The organism is Synechococcus sp. NB0720_010, assembly GCF_023078835.1.
Classification (GTDB): domain Bacteria; phylum Cyanobacteriota; class Cyanobacteriia; order PCC-6307; family Cyanobiaceae; genus Vulcanococcus.
On the sequence record NZ_CP090898.1, the window covers coordinates 850974 to 867844 of the forward strand.

23 protein-coding genes are annotated in these 16871 nt (G+C 63.4%); 17 read left to right on the forward strand and 6 right to left on the reverse strand.

Annotation, left to right across the window (positions count from 1 at the left end):
* Positions 1-2: 2 nt before the first annotated feature.
* The 11 genes from LY254_RS04455 to LY254_RS04505 all read left to right on the forward strand — a co-directional run bounded on the left by LY254_RS04455 (position 3) and on the right by LY254_RS04505 (position 9000).
* Positions 3-1340: a DUF3370 domain-containing protein gene (locus LY254_RS04455; protein WP_247479184.1), complete on the forward strand. Its 1338-nt coding sequence runs from the start codon at positions 3-5 to the stop codon at positions 1338-1340.
* Positions 1337-2425 (forward strand): magnesium chelatase ATPase subunit I, encoded by a 1089-nt coding sequence (gene bchI / locus LY254_RS04460; RefSeq protein ID WP_010317938.1) that lies wholly within the window; start codon positions 1337-1339, stop codon positions 2423-2425. The genes LY254_RS04455 and bchI overlap by 4 nt, the downstream gene beginning before the upstream one ends.
* Positions 2426-2430: 5 nt before the next feature.
* On the forward strand, positions 2431-2904 hold the full coding sequence (gene ruvC / locus LY254_RS04465; RefSeq protein ID WP_247479187.1) for a crossover junction endodeoxyribonuclease RuvC: 474 nt from the start codon (positions 2431-2433) through the stop codon (positions 2902-2904).
* Positions 2904-3488 carry a 5-formyltetrahydrofolate cyclo-ligase gene (locus LY254_RS04470; RefSeq protein WP_247479189.1) on the forward strand — a complete coding sequence of 195 codons (585 nt, stop codon included), beginning with the start codon at positions 2904-2906 and terminating at the stop codon, positions 3486-3488. Before ruvC ends, LY254_RS04470 begins: the two co-directional genes overlap by 1 nt.
* Positions 3485-3790 (forward strand): hypothetical protein, encoded by a 306-nt coding sequence (locus tag LY254_RS04475; protein ID WP_010317941.1) that lies wholly within the window; start codon positions 3485-3487, stop codon positions 3788-3790. Before LY254_RS04470 ends, LY254_RS04475 begins: the two co-directional genes overlap by 4 nt.
* Before the next feature lie 5 nt (positions 3791-3795).
* The gene (locus tag LY254_RS04480) at positions 3796-4248 is read left to right on the forward strand and encodes a hypothetical protein (RefSeq protein WP_247479191.1); all 453 of its coding nucleotides are present in this window, start codon (positions 3796-3798) and stop codon (positions 4246-4248) included.
* Complete coding sequence (locus tag LY254_RS04485; protein ID WP_247479193.1) at positions 4248-4670, forward strand: SufE family protein; 423 nt, start codon at positions 4248-4250, stop codon at positions 4668-4670. The genes LY254_RS04480 and LY254_RS04485 overlap by 1 nt, the downstream gene beginning before the upstream one ends.
* A 39-nt stretch (positions 4671-4709) precedes the next feature.
* A complete protein-coding gene (locus LY254_RS04490) occupies positions 4710-6020 on the forward strand; it encodes a homoserine dehydrogenase (protein ID WP_247479195.1) in 1311 nt (436 codons plus the stop codon).
* Positions 6021-6182: 162 nt separating this feature from the next.
* Complete coding sequence (locus LY254_RS04495) at positions 6183-6374, forward strand: hypothetical protein (protein ID WP_050778503.1); 192 nt, start codon at positions 6183-6185, stop codon at positions 6372-6374.
* Between the two features lie 68 nt (positions 6375-6442).
* Positions 6443-7984, forward strand: a complete 1542-nt coding sequence (locus LY254_RS04500; RefSeq protein ID WP_247479196.1) for an ABC transporter substrate-binding protein — start codon at positions 6443-6445, stop codon at positions 7982-7984.
* Entirely contained in the window at positions 7981-9000 is a 1020-nt protein-coding gene (locus tag LY254_RS04505; RefSeq protein WP_010317952.1) for an ABC transporter permease, read from the forward strand. Before LY254_RS04500 ends, LY254_RS04505 begins: the two co-directional genes overlap by 4 nt.
* Here the strand turns inward: LY254_RS04505 and LY254_RS04510 are convergent.
* Positions 8945-10618 (reverse strand): alpha/beta fold hydrolase, encoded by a 1674-nt coding sequence (locus LY254_RS04510; protein WP_247479198.1) that lies wholly within the window; start codon positions 10616-10618, stop codon positions 8945-8947. The two genes, LY254_RS04505 and LY254_RS04510, sit on opposite strands and share 56 nt — an antisense overlap.
* Here LY254_RS04510 and LY254_RS04515 point away from each other — a divergent pair.
* Entirely contained in the window at positions 10609-11826 is a 1218-nt protein-coding gene (locus LY254_RS04515; protein ID WP_247479199.1) for an MFS transporter, read from the forward strand. The genes LY254_RS04510 and LY254_RS04515 overlap by 10 nt on opposite strands.
* On the opposite strand, the gene LY254_RS04520 is transcribed toward LY254_RS04515, so the two are convergent.
* Complete coding sequence (locus LY254_RS04520) at positions 11823-12005, reverse strand: hypothetical protein (RefSeq protein ID WP_010317955.1); 183 nt, start codon at positions 12003-12005, stop codon at positions 11823-11825. The genes LY254_RS04515 and LY254_RS04520 overlap by 4 nt on opposite strands.
* A gap of 33 nt (positions 12006-12038) precedes the next feature.
* Positions 12039-12161, reverse strand: coding sequence for a hypothetical protein (locus LY254_RS12965; protein ID WP_010317956.1), 123 nt, complete (start codon positions 12159-12161; stop codon positions 12039-12041).
* Between the two features lie 39 nt (positions 12162-12200).
* On the opposite strand from LY254_RS12965, the gene LY254_RS04525 reads away from it, so the two are divergent.
* Positions 12201-12356, forward strand: coding sequence for a hypothetical protein (locus tag LY254_RS04525; RefSeq protein WP_247479201.1), 156 nt, complete (start codon positions 12201-12203; stop codon positions 12354-12356).
* Here the strand turns inward: LY254_RS04525 and LY254_RS04530 are convergent.
* Complete coding sequence (locus LY254_RS04530; RefSeq protein WP_010317958.1) at positions 12330-12812, reverse strand: hypothetical protein; 483 nt, start codon at positions 12810-12812, stop codon at positions 12330-12332. The genes LY254_RS04525 and LY254_RS04530 overlap by 27 nt on opposite strands.
* A 59-nt stretch (positions 12813-12871) precedes the next feature.
* On the opposite strand from LY254_RS04530, the gene LY254_RS04535 reads away from it, so the two are divergent.
* Both LY254_RS04535 and arfB read left to right on the forward strand, forming a co-directional pair.
* On the forward strand, positions 12872-13108 hold the full coding sequence (locus LY254_RS04535) for a hypothetical protein (protein WP_247479203.1): 237 nt from the start codon (positions 12872-12874) through the stop codon (positions 13106-13108).
* Positions 13109-13117: 9 nt separating this feature from the next.
* Positions 13118-13552, forward strand: coding sequence for an alternative ribosome rescue aminoacyl-tRNA hydrolase ArfB (gene arfB, locus LY254_RS04540; RefSeq protein WP_247479205.1), 435 nt, complete (start codon positions 13118-13120; stop codon positions 13550-13552).
* Between the two features lie 18 nt (positions 13553-13570).
* Here the strand turns inward: arfB and LY254_RS04545 are convergent, their stop codons facing one another.
* Positions 13571-13783, reverse strand: coding sequence for a Nif11-like leader peptide family natural product precursor (locus tag LY254_RS04545; protein ID WP_247479208.1), 213 nt, complete (start codon positions 13781-13783; stop codon positions 13571-13573).
* Positions 13784-13923: 140 nt separating this feature from the next.
* On the opposite strand from LY254_RS04545, the gene LY254_RS04550 reads away from it, so the two are divergent.
* Both LY254_RS04550 and LY254_RS04555 read left to right on the forward strand, forming a co-directional pair.
* The gene (locus LY254_RS04550) at positions 13924-14070 is read left to right on the forward strand and encodes a hypothetical protein (RefSeq protein WP_247479210.1); all 147 of its coding nucleotides are present in this window, start codon (positions 13924-13926) and stop codon (positions 14068-14070) included.
* A 13-nt stretch (positions 14071-14083) separates the two neighbouring features.
* Positions 14084-14362, forward strand: coding sequence for a hypothetical protein (locus LY254_RS04555; RefSeq protein ID WP_371820511.1), 279 nt, complete (start codon positions 14084-14086; stop codon positions 14360-14362).
* Between the two features lie 1370 nt (positions 14363-15732).
* Here LY254_RS04555 and ychF read toward each other — a convergent pair.
* Entirely contained in the window at positions 15733-16824 is a 1092-nt protein-coding gene (ychF, locus tag LY254_RS04560) for a redox-regulated ATPase YchF (protein WP_247479213.1), read from the reverse strand.
* Positions 16825-16871: the final 47 nt, after the last annotated feature.

Sequence of the window (16871 nt, forward strand, 5' to 3'; positions counted from 1 at the left end):
CGATGCTTCCTGTCCTTCTGGCGGCAAGCCCCCAAGCGGCACCCATCCTTCGCCCGCAACAGGTCCACCCCCTGCCGGGGAGCCTCGATGCGGTGTTGATGCTCAACGACAACAATCCCGAGTTGATCAGTGGGCCAGGGATCCTGCTCTCGACCTTCGCCGACCCGAGGCACAGCGACGCCCACCTGGATCTGCCGTTGAACGGTCGCTTCGACCTCTTTAGCCACCACGTCTATGCGGGCACCCCAGAGAAACCGGACTCGACCATCTGGCTGGCGGTGGTGGCCCAACCCAGAGGCGAGCAAGCGGTTGAGCTCTCGCTCTTGAGTGGCTCCACCGCCCTCTCCCAATCCACGGACGGACGCGAACCCCAGGCGCCCTTCCTGCCCCTACCGGAGCGGATGCGGCAGGACGGCTCCACCTACGCAGGCCCTGGAAGCCGGGTGGCCACGGAACTGCTGCTGCGCCAACGCAACCCCAACCTGCCGAAACGCTGGACATTGCGCCCGGGGTCCCCCACCACCCTGCTGCTGCTGCCGATTCCGGTGCAGGGACTCGATCCACTGCTGAATGGCCGCAATCTGCAACTGCGGCTCCAGGCCAGCGGTGCGATCAGCGTCGCCACCCTGGCGGCCTTCGGGAACGGAAACGAGCCGCCAAACCAGCAGGCACTCGCACAAATTCTGAGCTCGGGCGTATTGAGCCCCAAGGAGCACAAACCCACCCCAAGGGGCGCCCGGGGGCGCATGGTCTATTCCCGCGTCAGCGGCGTGCAAATCGGGAGTACCTGGAGCGCCACCGTGAGCGATCCGGGCAAGAGCTGCCTCTCCACCACCTCGGCCCCCATCTCCTGGCCGATTGCCTCGCTGGAGCGTGGGCGCCTCGGAACCGGCCAGGTGCAGACCGCCGAGCTCAAGGCGCACTATCCGGGCACGGCCTGGGCCGCCCACGGCAACTACGGGGTCGCCTACGACATTCGGATTCCGCTCTGCAATCGCTCCAAGAGCCCCGCAGCGCTGGCCGTCGCCCTGGAGTCACCACTCAAGACCGATAAGGCCGTCGGCGGACTGCAGTTCAACAGCCGTCCATCGCGCTCCGTGATGTTTCGCGGCACGGTGGAACTCAACGGGCTCGACGGTCAACCCAGCCGCCAGAGCTTCCATCTGGTCCAGCGGGCGGGCCAGCAAGGTCCTGAACTGGGCCGCATCAGCCTGACGCCAGGGGAGACGCGGGAGCTGCGCGTGCGTCTGATCTACCCCGCCGATGCCACCCCGCCGCAGGTGCTCAGCCTGCTGCCTGTGAAACAATCGCCAGCACCGCCAGACAGCCGCCAGCCGTGACGCAAGCCCGCAAGCGCAGGGTCTTTCCCTTCACCGCCATCGTGGGTCAGGAGGAGATGAAGCTGGCCCTGCTGTTGAACGTGATCGACCCCCGCATCGGCGGGGTGATGATCATGGGAGACCGCGGCACCGGCAAGAGCACCACCATCCGCGCCCTGGCTGATCTGCTACCGGAGATCGACGTCGTCGCCGGCGACCCCTACAACAGCTCCTCCAGCGACCCTGACCTGCAGAGCAGCGAGGTGCGTCAGCGGGCCGAACAGGGTGAGCAACTACCCACCGAGAAGCGCCAGGTGCCCATGGTGGACCTGCCCCTGGGGGCCACCGAAGACCGCCTCTGCGGCACCATCGACATTGAAAAGGCCCTCAGCGAAGGTGTTCGCGCCTTTGAGCCCGGCCTGCTGGCGAAAGCCAACCGCGGCCTGCTCTACGTCGATGAGGTCAACCTGCTGGACGACCACCTGGTGGACGTGCTGCTCGACTCCGCCGCCTCCGGTTGGAACACCGTTGAGCGCGAGGGCGTGAGCGTTCGCCACCCTGCTCGCTTCGTCCTGATTGGCTCCGGCAACCCGGAAGAGGGTGAACTGCGTCCCCAGCTGCTGGACCGCTTCGGCATGAGCGTCGAGGTGCGCACCGTGCGCGACCCTGAACTGCGGGTGCAGGTGGTGGACCAACGCACCGCCTTTGACAACGACCCCGACGGCTTCAACAACGCCGTTCAGGGAACACAGGACGGCCTCCAGGCCCGTGTTGTTGAGGCGCAGAACCGTCTCCCTCACGTTCAAATCGACGACGACCTGCGCATTCGCATCTCCGCCATCTGCGGTGAGCTGGATGTGGATGGCCTGCGCGGCGACATCGTCACCAACCGGGCCGCCCGGGCCCTGGCCGCCTTCGAAGGGCGCACGGAAGTCACCGAAGACGACGTGGCCCGCGTGGCCGCCTGCTGCCTGCGCCACCGCCTGCGCAAGGACCCCCTCGAGCAGATCGACTCGGGCGATCGCGTGGTCAAGGTCTTCTGCAAGGTGTTTGAGCGCCCCGAAAGCAGCGACAAGGCCGCCTTCGAACTGGCCCTCGCCGCCTAAGGCCGTTGCGAATCCTCGGCATCGATCCCGGCCTGGCTCGCGTGGGCTACGGAGTGATTGATGTCGAGGAGGGTCCTGGCGGGGCCCAAACCATGCTCGATTGCGGGATCATCCGCACCGACCCGGGCCGCAGTGATGGCGAGCGGATGGTGGAAATCGCGAAGGATCTACGGGTCCTGATCCGCAACTGGGAGCCTGATCTAGCGGCGGTGGAGAAGTTTTTCTTCTACCGCTCCAGCACCACGATCTCGGTGGTGCAAGCCCGGGGGGTGCTGATGATGACCCTGGCCCGCTTCAGCATCCCGGTGGTGGAGTTCCCGCCCATGCAGATCAAGTTGGCCTTGGCCGGCCACGGCCATGCCGACAAGGACGATGTGCTCGATGCGGTGATGCGAGAGCTCAACCTCGAGACCCCGCCGCGGCCCGATGATGCCGCCGATGCCCTGGCGGTCGCGCTCACCGGCTGGTTTCAGCGCTGATGGAGGGTCAGAAAGGGCCCTTACGCCAAACCTTCAAACAGCGGCGGCTGAACCTGCACGCCAGCTGCGCCCCCCGGCTTCAGGCCCAGGCGATCCAGCACCTACCCGGCCTGCTTCCCGAAGGACGCCTGCTCGGGCTGTACTGGCCCTTGCCCGGAGAGGTGGACCTGCTGTGCCTCGCTGATCTTCCGTCGCTCAGCGGCCGGATCGCCCTGCCCTGCATCGCCGGGGGCCGTTTGCAGTACCGGCGTTGGCGTCCCGGTGATCCCACCGCAGCGGATGAGACCGGGATCCCCGCCCCCAGCGACGCAGCTTCAGTCCTGGAGGCGGAACAACTTGGACTCCTGCTGGCCCCTGCCCTGGCCTTCGATCAATCCGGGATCCGCCTGGGCTACGGCGGTGGCTGGTTTGACCGATTGAGGCAGTCCTCCCCCTGGAGGGACATCCCAGCCCTGGCGGTGGTTACGAGCGGATGCCTGGTGGAGCACCTCCCCGCTGAGGCCTGGGATGTGCCCTTCCCAGGCTGGCTGGATGAGGAGGGGGTGCACTGGCGGCCTGGGTTGCAACCTGTTGAGCAACCGTGAAGTCCAGGCGCACCGGCGCGCTGGATTTGGCAGGATCGGAGCAGTTCAGGGCGGCACCGGTGGATCTGGCTGGCAACGACGCATTCCTCTCCGCCATCACTGCCGGGCGTCAATCTGCCTCCGAGGAGCAGCGCCGCGGACCAAGCATTGCCATCAACCGCGGCACGGCAGCCGAGCAGGTCATGGCCTCGGAGCTCAAAGGGCGCGATGAGAGCAGCGACGCCCTCTCGATGATGGTGAGCTCCATGGTTCACATGGTTCAGGCCGGCAAAACCAAGACAGACAGCCGCTGGTCCGCTTAATCCAGATGCGAGCCGCTGCTGTCCTCTGCGCCGCCACCCCAGTTCTGATCTGGGCCTCAACGCCGCCAGCCAGGGCCCATGGCATTGAGACAAGCATCAACCGGCTCGAGGCTCTCAATGCGCAGCTGGTGCTCCAGAGCCAGTTCTCCACCGGAGAGCCCACCCAAGATGCCCTCGTCCGGCTGATTGGCCCGGACGGAAGCAGCCAGGAGCTGGGCCGCACTGACGCGAGCGGTCGACTGAGCTTTGCCCTGCCCCCTGGCAGCCAAGGCTCCTTTGAACTGCAGGTGGATGGGGGACCAGGCCATCGCGACTACCTGGAGATGCCGGTCCAGGGCGGTCAGGTCCAGCTCGATCAGATCAGCGCAGGGCCCCGGCAACGTCCGCTGCTCTGGCTCAGTGCCCTGGGTGCAACTGCCATGCTGCTGGGACTTCAGCGCACCAGACGCAACCGTTAATGGCCACCGGCAGCCAGAAGCTCGATCAAATCGTTGACCGCCTCAAAGGCACGGCCGACCCCAAGCGCCGCTACGAATACGTGCTCTGGCTCGCCAAGAAGTTGGAGCCCCTTCCGGAGGAGTTCCGCAACGACGTCTTCAAGGTCAAGGGCTGCGTCTCACAGGTGTACGTGGTCGGTCAGCTCGTGGATGGAAAACTCCACTGGCAGGGCGATTCCGATGCCGCCATCACCAAAGGCCTCCTCGCTCTATTGATTGAGGGCACCGAGGGCCTGGATCCCTCGGCCATCGCCGGCATTGACCCGGCCTTCTTGAGTGAAACGGGTCTGCAGGCCAGCCTGACCCCCTCGCGGGCCAATGGCTTTCTCAACATCTTCAAGATGATGCAGGCCCAGGCCAGCGCCCTCAGCTCAGCCGACTAGGTCGATTTCTAGGATCAGTCGTTTCGGAACGGCGTCAGGATGACCATCGGCATCGGCTTGCTCGGGCTCGGCACTGTGGGAGCAGGCGTTGCGGAAATCCTGCAGACCCCTGACGGTCGCCATCCACTGGTGGGAGAACTGGCTCTGAAACGGGTCGCCGTAAGGGATCTGAACCGCCCTCGGCCCATCGATCTCCCCAGCGACATCCTCTGCACCGACCCTGAAGCGGTGGTCCAGGACCCCGCGGTCGACATCGTCGTTGAGGTCATGGGCGGCCTCGAGCCCGCCCGCAGCCTGATCCTGGCGGCGATTGCAGCTGGCAAACCCGTAGTCACCGCAAACAAAGCGGTCATTGCCCGCCATGGCGAAGAAATTGCGGCTGCGGCCGCCGAACAAGGGGTTTATGTGCTGATCGAAGCCGCCGTTGGCGGCGGGATCCCGATCATCGAACCCCTCAAGCAATCCCTAGGGGGCAACCGCATCCAACGGGTGAGCGGGATCATCAATGGCACCACCAACTACATCCTCAGCCGCATGGCCGATGAGGGTGCGGCCTATGCCGAGGTGCTCGCTGATGCCCAACGGCTGGGCTATGCCGAGGCCGATCCCGCTGCCGATGTGGGTGGTGGCGATGCCGCCGACAAGATCGCCATCCTCTCGGGCCTGGCCTATGGCGGACCGATCGAGCGCGCGGCTATTCCAACCGAAGGCATCGATCGCCTGGATGGCTGCGATGTGACCTACGCCGAGCAACTGGGCTACGTCGTGAAACTGGTGGCCCAAGCCCAGAATCTGGGCACCGCCAGCGATGGCACCGTGCAGCTGGATGTACGCGTCAGCCCCACCCTGCTGCCGAAGGATCACCCCCTCGCCGGGGTGCATGGCGTGAACAACGCCATCCTGGTGGAAGGCGACCCGGTGGGTCGTGTGATGTTCTACGGCCCTGGAGCCGGATCCGGGCCCACCGCCTCCGCCGTGGTGGCTGACATCTTGAACATTGCCGGGATCCGGGCGGCCACCGGCAACAGCGGCGGACTCGACCCGCTGCTGGCGGCCAGCCGTTGGCGCAATTGCGCCCTGGTGGATGCGGGCGAGACCCTGCAGCGTCACTACGTGCGTCTGCAAACCGGTGATGAAGCCGGAGTGATCGGCCGCATTGGCAGCTGCTTTGGCGAGCAAGGGGTCTCGATCCGCTCCATCGTCCAGTTCGAAACCACCGGGGATGCGGCCGACGCCGAGATCGTGGTGATCACCCATGTGGTGAAGCAGCAGCACTTCGCGGCGGCACTCGCCGCCATCAAGGCCCTACCAGAGGTGAAAGCCGTGGCCGCCTGCCTACCCACGCTCTAGTGGCAGCGGAGCTGGCACCTGGGCCAGAGTTGGGGGATCGATTCGTGCCGTTCCCCTGACCCAAGCGCAGTTTTGTAGCCCCACAAACGTTTTGAGCGCAAACAAGGCGGAATTCTTGGCGGGTCAGTTGGTTTGAGCCTCGGCCTCTTTGCTCTGTTGGCCATGAACCCATCTCGCGCCTTCCATCAAGGCGATTGCGTCAACCTGATCAGTGATTCCCACACCTATCAAGTGGTGGGAATCGATGACAGCCACGACCGCTGCTGGGTGCGGCGCTGGCCCCTGGCCCGCCATGGGTGCCCGGTGTTTGAGATTTCCCTGCAACAGCTCGAGCCCCGCAAATCGATGTCTTAGGGCTTGAATAGGGGCGCTCAGCCAAGCGCCCCATCACTCGCCTTCCCGCTGCTGCCGGCCTGCTCGCCTTGCTGCCGGCCCTGCAGCTGCTGATGGGCTGCCAACCACCCCATCCCGCTGGCCAGCTGGTGGTGGCCAACAAGAGCAGCCTGGACTCCGTCGACCCGGTGGACGTCTATCTGCTGGCCGGAACGCAACTGCTGAGCGCAGTCGGCGACCCGCTTTACACCGCCGATCGCCAGGGGCAACTCCAACCCAGGCTGGCCACGGCCCTGCCGCAATTCAGTGCGGATGGACTCAGCGCCCGGATTCCACTGCGCCAAGGCGTGCTCTTCCACGACGGAACCCGCTTCGACGCCGAGGCGATGGTCTTCAACCTCAACCGCTTTCGGCGCCTGGGGAAACTCAGTTACCTACTGGATGATCGGATCGAATCCGTCCGCAGCGTTGGGCCCTACGCGATCGAAGTCCGCCTGACGCGGCCCTACCGCGCCCTGGCGGCGCTGCTGAGTTCGATCACCTTCACCCCGGTTTCCCCGACGGCCTACCGGGACTACGGCGAGCGCTCCTTGACGGGCCGCTTTGTCGGCACGGGGCCCTACCGCTTGGTGAGCTTCAGCCCGCGCAAACAGCAGTTGCTCCCCTTTGCGGACTACTGGGGCGAGCCCGCCAAGAACGCGGGGATCCACCTCATCACCCTGAGCAACTCCACGGCCCTCTTTGGCTCCCTCATCAGCGGAGAGGTGGACCTGCTGATCTCCAGTGGCCTCGAGAGTGACCAGCAGCAGGCCCTCGATGCCCGCGTGGCGCGCGGTGAGCTGGTGAGCGGAGAAGGGCCGGCGATCGAGATCGCCCTGATGGCCCTCAACAGCCAACGCCCTCCCTTCAACCGCAGCAGGCTGCGGCAGGCGGTGACCCTCAGCCTGGATCGCCGGCTGATCAGCCAACGGGTCAGCTTTGACATGAGCGAACCCCTGCGCTCCCTGGTGCCCCCACCGCTGGCCGGCTCGAGGCCCCCCAGCTGGCCGGCCTACGACCCCAAGGCTGCTCGGGCCCTCTACCGGAAGGAGGGCTACTGCTCAGGGCAACGGCTGACGCTGCCGCTGACCTTCCGCTCGAACCATGCCTCGGATCGTCTCTTTGCCCTGACCTGGCAAGCCCAGCTGCGCCGGGACCTCGGAGACTGCGTGCGCCTGGAGATCACAGGGGTTGAGTCCACCAGCGCCTACCGGCAGCTGTCCCAGGGTGTCTTCCCCATGATCATTTACGACTGGATTGGCGATTACCCCGACCCCGACACCTACCTGGCCCCCCTACTGGGCTGCCGCAGGAGCAAGGGCGACCAATGCCTCTCAGGCAGCAGCGTCGATTCCGGTAGCTTCTGGACCAGGCCAGGCCTGCAACAGCAGCTCCAGGCCAGTGAGAGCCGTACGGGTGCGGCGCGCCAATCCACCCTGTTGACGATTCAACGGGAGGCGGCGGATGGGGCCTCCTTTGTTCCGCTCTGGCAAGTCAATGCGCGCGCCTGGGGGCAGCGAAACCTCAGCGCGCCAAAGTTCGATGGAAGCGGTCGGGTGATCCTGCAGCAGCTGGAGCCGGTGAAGCGATGAGCCGACGCCATCACCTCTGGGGCTACCTGCTGAGCCGCCTGGCCCTGGTGCCGGTCATGCTCTGGCTGATCGCGAGTCTGGTCTTTCTCCTGCTTCGGGTTGCCCCTGGCGATCCCATCGATGCCCTGCTTGGCCCGCGGGCACCGCAAAGCGCTCGAGAAGCCCTCCGGCAACAACTGGGCCTCGATCAAAGTCTTCCGGTCCAGTACGGCCAGTACCTGAGCGACCTGCTGCACGGCCAGCTCGGGACCTCCTTGACAAACCAAGAGCCTGTGACGGCGGTGATTGCCCGCAGCCTGCCCGCCAGCCTGGAGCTCGGCCTGACGGCCCTGCTGATCGCTGCGGTCGTTGGCCTGGCCGTTGGCTTCAGTGGCATTGCCAGGCCCGAGGGGAAGCTCGATCTCTCCGCCCGGCTCTATGGGATTGGGACCTACGCCATGCCGCCGTTTTGGGCGGCGATGATGGTCCAGCTGGTCTTCGCGGTCTGGCTGGGATGGCTGCCGGTCGGCGGACGCTTCCCCGCCACCTTGATCCCACCGGATGGAAGTGGCTTTTATCTGCTCGACAGCCTGCTGCAGGGGAACGGCCAGCAGTTCTGGGGAGCGATCCGGCATCTCGTGCTGCCCGCCAGCACCTTGGGGATCCTGCTCAGCGGGATCTTCGCCAATGCCCTGCGCCTCAATCTGCGCCGGGCCTTGGATTCCGACTACGTGGAAGCGGCCCGCAGCCGCGGCCTGAGTGAACGCCGGGTCGTGCTTCGCCATGCCCTGCCCAACGCCCTGCTGCCGGTCCTGACCATCGCCGGGATCACCGTGGCCTCCTTGATCGGTGGAGCCCTGTTAATCGAGGTCACCTATTCCTGGCCTGGGGTGGCCTTCCGTCTGCAGGAGGCCATTAGCCAACGCAACTACCCCGTTGTCCAGGGGATCGTCGTGGTGGTGGCCAGCCTGGTGGTGGCGGTCAGCGTGCTGGTGGACCTGCTGGTGGCGCTACTCGATCCACGCGTGAAGTTCTGACCTCGATGCGTTCCTGCCAGAGCTTGGCCAGGTCGTGGTCAAGCACATAGGCACTGACACCACCAACGTGCCGGCGCTGGGGCGGTAGGTCCCGCTTCAGCCCCCCTTGATCGAGGCCCCAGAGAAACTCACTGCTCAAGCTCAAGATCAAGTTCTGCACCCGGGCGGGATCAACCCCAACCCACTCCTCGCCGAACTTGAACAGGGGGGCCTCGCCTCCGGCCTGCATCCGAACCGGGGAGAAATGACTCGCCCCCTCCAACAACACCAAACGGCTGCGGGGATTGGGATCAGGCAAAAACAGATGCAGCTGCTCACTGAGCGGCGGCGTAATCAAGTCCAGGCTTCCGCCGACCATCAACACCGGCGCCTCCAGGCCACGCAGACCCCGATGGGGCCAAAGCAGGCTGCCGAAACCGTTGAGGGTCACCACCCCTGCAATCGGCTGGGCCAGCGGTTGGACCGGCGGCAGGGGCACCTCGGGGAGCTGGCACTGGAGCAGCCGCGAGAGGTTGATTAGGGGTAGATCCGCCAGGGATCGCTTGCAACGGCGCTGCAGTCCTGGTTCCGGACGCAGCCCTGCCGCCAACAGGCTCGTCAGCCCCGCCAGGGAGTGACCCATCAGGACCACCCGCTGCCCCAGTTGCGGCAATCCCCCGGTTTGCGCCGCGGCCACCACGGCCTGCAGGTCTTGCACCCGGCCGGGAAGGGTCTCAGCTCCAGGGGGGAGACGTCGCCCCTGGACCAACTCCCGCACCGCCAGTTCGTTACTACCGGGGTGATCGAGCAGGACCACGGGCCAGTCCCGTTCATGCAGGGCCTGGGCCAACCAGCGCAACTGATCGGTACTGCCCCCCAAGCCAGGCATGAGCAACACCCAGGTCTTGGCATCAGGGACCGGCCAGAGCTCAAGCCCCAGGGGCTGCTGGCGATGGGGAACCGGCAAACGCCAGCGCTGGGGAGCCTGATCAGCCGCAGAGGATTGCTGATCCAGCAGCACGCCATCGGAGAGCGGCAGCAGCGGGGTCCCCTGCGGCAGCGGCAAGGTCTGCAGGGCCTTGAGCGCCAGCTCCTGATCGAACAACTGCTGCTGCCAACCGCGGGCGAGCAGCTGGAGTCCATCGAGATTGATGGTGAGCTGCTGGGCCGGCAGTGCCCGCATCAGCTCGATCACCGTCACCTGCCGCTGCTCTTTGAGCAAGGTGTTGAGGGTGCTGAGAACCAGCGGACCGGCATTGCCGTTCTCGGTGCTGATCAAGACGCCCAGTTCTTCGGCGACCCGCTGGCCCGCCCAACTGCGCATCATCTGTTGGGTGAAGCTGCGCTCCCGCACCAATGGGGCATTGAGCAGCTGATGCAACTGCTGCTGGCTTTGGGGATCGAGCAGGTTGAGCCAGACCACCAGCTCCCCAGCGCGCGTGGACGGATCCCTGCTCCAGCGTTCCAGTTCCACCAGGTTGAGGGGCAGGTCCAACCCCTCCAGGTGGATGTCGAGTTGCTCAGCGGCCCGCAGTGGCGGAGCCAGCAGGGAGCCCAAGGACAGAACGCCAGCCAGCAGACTGCTGGTCAGTGCACGGCGGCGACGCAAGCGGGTTGGCTCAACCACGGATGCAGGCAACAGGCTGGAGCTGGTGGCACCAGTTTCCCCCGGCACTCCGGGAACTGGCCAGTGTTCGATTGGTCGCGAGTTTTGGCGCCGGTGGGATTTTGTATCTCACCCCGATGGTGTTTCACCAGCAGGGCTTCAATGCCGCCTCCATAGGCCTGGGTTTGGCCCTCGCTGCGCTGGCTGGCACCGTTGGGCGCTTCATCAGTGGAGCCCTCCTGGATCAGGGCCGCAGTTGCGGGACCCCGGTGCTGATGGCGGCGGCCTGTGGATTTGCCGGTGACGCTCTGCTGCTACAGGCCAGCAGCATGGGGGGCTACATCGCTGGCCAGGTCTGCATCGGCATGGCCGGAGGCCTCTACTGGCCAGCGGTTGAACTCGCTGTGCCGCAGTGCGCGAACCCACTGCCGTCGGCGAAGGGCTACGCCCTGGTGCGCAGCAGTGATGCCCTCGGTGTGGCCTCAGGAACCCTCTGCGGTTCGCTGCTCGCGGCCGCCGGGCTGTTGCGCGGGGTCTACTGGATCGACATCGCGGCGGTCCTCGCCCTGGCGGCGCTGCTGTTACTCAAACCCCTGCCCAAAGCCGCCAAGGCCAGCGAGTACGCGGAGGGGCAACGTCCCCTGCGGCAATGGCTGCCAGCCCTGGTGCCGATGCTTGGCATCTCGGTGGTGGCCACCTCCATCCCAGCGCTGATGCAGAGCGCACTGCCGCTGGATCTGGTCCGCGGCGGCCTGAACCGAGCTGGCCAGACAGAAAGCCTGAGCGCCCTGCTGATCGGTCTGCAACTGGGTCTGCTGGTGTTGATCCAATGGCCCGTTGGCCGAGCCCTGGCCCTGCGGCCAGTGGGGACCGGCCTGGGGCTGAGCCTGATCTGCTTCAGCAGCGGGACCCTGCTCCTGGCCGCCTCAGCCCTGAGCCACTCCGGCCTCGTTCTGGTGGTCATCGCCCTCACGATCATCGCCCTGGGCGAAGCCGCCTTCCTACCGACAGCCACGGAGGCGGTGATTGAGCTCAGTCCCCGTGGCCACGGCGGCCTGGCGATGGCCCTCTTCTCTCAGTGCTTCGCGCTCAGTGCCTTCGCCGCACCGCTGCTGGCGGGGGTTTTGCTGGATGGCCATGGCCATGGCGTGGGCCTGTGGTTCGCGACAGCGGCGATCTGTGCGCTGAGCTTGCTGCTGGTCAGACCGGTGCAGAACCGCTCGAAGCGGCGGGTGGGTTAAGAGGCCTTGTCTTTGGCGTTCTTTGCAGCCCAGGCCTCGTGGGGCAGGGGCTCGGTGCCGTACTCCCAATCGTCGTAATCGGGATCGTTGCGGATCTGCTTATGCAGCTCCTTCTGGCGATCGAAATCGTGGGCCTGACGGTCGTCACCGGTGGTTTCAGGGGAGGGCTGAGCCGTCATGGCAGACCTGGAGCTGACGCCATTGTGGAACAGCTACTTGGATTTGGAAGGCAAGAGCCGCAACCAAGCCCAGAAAAGCAATCCCACCGGAAGGATGGCGAGCAGCAGCAACGTCAGAACAAAGCGCAGTTCCTCGTCCACCAGATCAGGAGCCATTTCCGCGAGACTGATCGTGCCCGATCACCCATGGACCTGATGCATCAGCTCTGGCTGCTGGTTCCCTGGGTCGTCTTCGCCCTGGCCGCGGGGGTCAAGTTCTGGCGACTCACCCAGCCCTTCCGCCGCCAGCTCGCCGAGCCCAGCACGGAGCAGGTCCGTGCCTCCCTAGAGCGCAGCTGGAACAGTCGCTGAGGGGCGCTGGCCAGAGCAGGCCAAGCAGCCTCCGTTGATGCGATAGGGAGCCAAGTGATCACGCAGGCAGCGCGTGCCACGAAAAAACAGCACCTGACCCTGTTCGCGGGCATGGGCATCGGTCAGGGGCAAGGCGAGCCAGCTCTCTGGGACAAGGCCCTTGAGCGCCTGGCGGTTGGCCAAAGCCTCACGACGCCGTTGCCGCTCCTCACGGTCGTTCTTCTCGCAGACCGCCTCGACTTGAAGTTCACGGGAGCAGGCCGCACAGGCCTGAACTGTGGGCTTTTGGCGCGCGAGGTTGTGGGAGAGCTTGTCGCTCGGCACCTCGCGCTCCTGACCGCAGCTACAGCGACACCACCAGTAGGCATTGCCCGCCTTGGAGCGCTTCTCTGACGCGCGTACAACGGTGAGCTGGCCATACACCTCACCGATGCGATTGCGCGGCTTGGAAGGCATTCACCCCAATGAACTCTGCTAAAAACCCTACGGAGGGAATTGCAGAAAACAAAGAAGCGATGACGCGACGCAACAGCGCATTGATTCGACTGCTGCTCTCGGCCCTCTGGATCTTGCTCTGGCTGTTTGCCTTCTTGAGCCTCACCAGAGTGTTGCTCTGGGGCCTGAGTTGGTATTTCATCCGAGCCGCCATCGCCATCGGCTTGGCGTACTACCTGATCGATCGCCTACGGCGCCTGCGTCAGGTCCAGCACCTACGCGCCCTGACTTTCCGGGCCTGGCTGGAGGAGGACTAGCTCCCAACCGTGGCCCTTGAGCTTGTGATTCATCCACGGCTGGTCATTCCAGCGGCGGATTTGACCTGGTCCTTTCGCCGCAGCGCTGGCCCGGGAGGACAAAACGTCAACAAGCTGGAAACGGCTGTTGAGCTCAGTTTTGACATCGAAGCCTGCTCAGTTCTTGGACCATTTCAGAAACAACGACTGCAGGCACGACTGCCGCAGCTGAAAGGCTCGAGCGTGCTCAGCATTCAGGCCTCCGAGCACCGTTCCCAGTACAAAAACCGCTGCCTCGCCCTTGAAAAGATGGCCTCGGTGCTGCGCGAGGCCCTGAAGCCAGACCCCAAACCACGCCGCGCCACCAAGCCCTCGAAAGCAGCCACTCGCCGGCGTCTGGACAGTAAAAAAATGCGAGGTGATGTCAAACGCAACCGGCAACATCGGCCGCGCCTGGATGACTGATCTCTCGAGGACGAAGGCCTAGACGTAGCGCCCCGGGTATTCCCCCGGATGGTCAATGCGGGTCACCCTCACACCAGATGCCGATTGCCCCGAGAAGCGCAGGATGTCACTGCCCGAGACCTCAAAGCCAAGGTCCTGGGCCAAGCGGGCGACATCGTCGGCAGTCATCGCCTCCTCCAGCGCTTGCCGCAGTGCTGGCTCAGCCTGAACCCGCACAAAAAACTGCTGCAACTGCTGGAAAGACAACGTGCTCTATCCTCAGGAGGTCAGGCTAAAAGCTGTCGGCTCGAGCACAGCCGCCGGTGGCCTAGAGCGCAACGGAATCCAGTCAGATCAGGCACTCTGAGGCCGCGAATGCCATCTCGGCCTGAATGGAAGCCACCCTCCCCGTGGTCATCACCCCGGATCACGAGACCCGCGCACTGTGGCCGGAATGGCCGGAGCACACCTTCTCCATTCCCGCTCGAATCCTCCAGAACGATTGGCTGAGTTGGGATGAGCTGCTGGGGCAGCGCTGAAGACCCCAAACTGGTGCGACTGCGCCTCCATCGCCCCATGCCAGGCCCCACCGCCGTCAGCGCGAAAGACAAAAACGAGTGGGCAAACTTTGTCGTTCAGGAAGTGGTGAGCTTCCTTGGTGCGCGCAAAGAAGAGATCTACGCCAACTACGCCGCGCAAAGCGAGGGAAAGCTCAGCCGAGAGACCATCGAAGAGGCCGGACTGATGGATTTTGAAATCGCCCTGACCTATCTGCAGGACCGCAGCTCAGGTCTGGGCCGCGGTTTTCTTGGGATGAATCTGATTCGCTAACGGCTCGACTTATACGTTGAAGAGGCACTCCATAGGCTCCAGTCATTACAATGGATCTCAGCCACAAAATGCCAGTAGACTTTTGGTGGACTTTTAGCCGGCTGAAACGGTAGACAAACCGTCTTATCTACCGGCGTAGAGCGGGGTAGTCATACAGGACCGAGTGACACCCCTCGTATTTGCATTTTCGTTACAGGGGCACCTGAGCAGCGGCTTCTGACACTCAAGCTCCAGCTGATCCAAGCAAGTGCGTACCGCTGGGTTCATTGGAGGGCTGCCCAGTTACCGGCTATCGCTGGCACTAGATGTAGTGGGAGTACGAGATAGGGGCTTGGAAATTTGCGGTGGCAAATTGTCGTGAGAAGCTCACTCATCCAGGATGACGCTGGAAATGGCTCACTGGCTCTGCAAGCTTTCCGGCACAAGAGGCTGACCAGCAAATCAATGCAACGCTGTGCTTTTGATTACATCTGCTGCTTACTGGTCAATCAATTATGTGAAGCAGTGCCTTCGGATGAAACTGCAGTTGAGTAACACTTCTGATCTGGCGCCGTAATTAAGTTTACCGTCTTTTGATTATTGACCAACCTTTTTATATCGCTCAGATTTGACCACGTACTGGTCTCCAGACTCAATCAGCATGAGTTGAATGACTCCACCTGAGACCAACCTACCCCTAAACGCCCCACGCTCTACCGTTTCTGCTAACCCAATCTGACAGCTACCAGCATCTATGACGCCAACCACACGTTCGCGGTCCGCCTTTGTTTTAACGCCATCTTTGGTAAATCCATAGCTATTGAGAGACTGCCATGATCGCCACCCACTAATTACACCATTTTTATCAACCTTTAAATCTAACTTGGATGATCCCATTGTAGACCCTAACCTGTTAACACCTTTTCCTTCCCCAATGTAGGAGCCAGATAGCCGTGTCAGATCGGATGGAGCACTGCATAGCGGCCCGTCAGGGCGAACTTGATTGCCACTAGAGCATGCGGCCAGGGCAGCAACCACAACTGGCATTACAAAAGACTTTCTCTTCATGCTTGATTCGCGGCTGCCAATTATGGCGCATTCATCTCCGACTTGCAACAAATAAGCCAGGCTTTCTTGGTGATTGATGCTTTCATGAATCAAATCTAGCCGTCGCTGAACAACTCAAGTCACGGACTCAGAGCAAGGAATTGAACTTCGTCGTTGTTAGGCAGATAGAGGATGGCGATCTGACAACTGGACTAGAGAGCAGCGGTAGTGCCGCTGACGTTCTGCTGCCGGAGTAGAGAAGTAGCCAGTGACGATTTAGCGGGAGTGTGAGCCCTAGAACAGAGTCGTAGCTAGAGACGCTGAATAAAGACTCTGCTCAAGTTTTACACGTTGAAGAGGAACTCCATCACGTCACCTTCTTCAACGACGTACTCCTTCCCTTCAGCGCGCAGCCAACCTTTATTACGGGCTTCAGAGAGTGAACCCGCTTCAAGCAACTGCTTGTAGCCAATGGTCTGGGCCCGAATAAAGCCGCGTTCGAAGTCGGTATGAATCACACCAGCGGCCTGGGGAGCGGTCATGCCGGCTTTGATCGTCCAGGCACGGGTTTCCTTTTCACCGGTCGTGAAATAGGTCCGCAGGCCCAGCAGGCTGTAGGTGGCCCGGATCAGGCTCTGCAGACCACCCTCTTCAACGCCCAGTCCTTCCAGGAATTCAGCACGGTCCTCTTCAGGCAGCTCAATCAGTTCCGCCTCCACCTGCGCGGAGATACGCACGGTTCCTGCACCCTCTTTCTCCGCCAAGACCGCGACTTCCTCGCAGTAGGCATTGCCACTTGAGAGGTCGTCTTCGCTGACGTTGGTGGCGTAGATGATTGGATTGGCCGTCAGCAAGCCCAGGGGCTTGATCATCGCGGCCTCTTCTTCGCTGAGGCTGACGCTGCGGGCGGCACCGCCCTGCTCCAGCACCGCCTGGATACGCTCAAGCGCCTCGTCTTCGGCCTGGGCTTCTTTGCTGGTACGCGCTTGCTTTTTCAGACGCTCGCGCCGCTTCTCCACCTGGGACAGGTCCGCCAGGCCCAGCTCAAGGTTGATCACCTCGGCATCGCGGGCCGGTCCAACCGATCCACTCACGTGGATCACGTCGTCGTCCTCGAAGCAACGCACGACGTGGACGATGGCGTCCACTTCCCGGATGTTGGCCAGAAATTTGTTGCCCAGTCCTTCCCCTTGGCTGGCGCCCTTCACCAGGCCGGCGATATCGACAAACTCCACCCGCGTCGGGATGAGCTCCTTGCTCTTGCTCAGATCCGAAAGCTGCTGCAGACGGGGATCTGGAACCGCCACCACACCGGAGTTCGGCTCAATCGTGCAAAAGGGGTAGTTGGCGGCTTCGGCTTGAGCATTGGCCACCAAGGCGTTGAACAGGGTCGACTTGCCCACATTGGGCAGCCCCACGATTCCGGCTTTAAGCATCGATGAAATCTACGGTTTGCCCTCGATGGCGGTGATCCCTCCCTGAC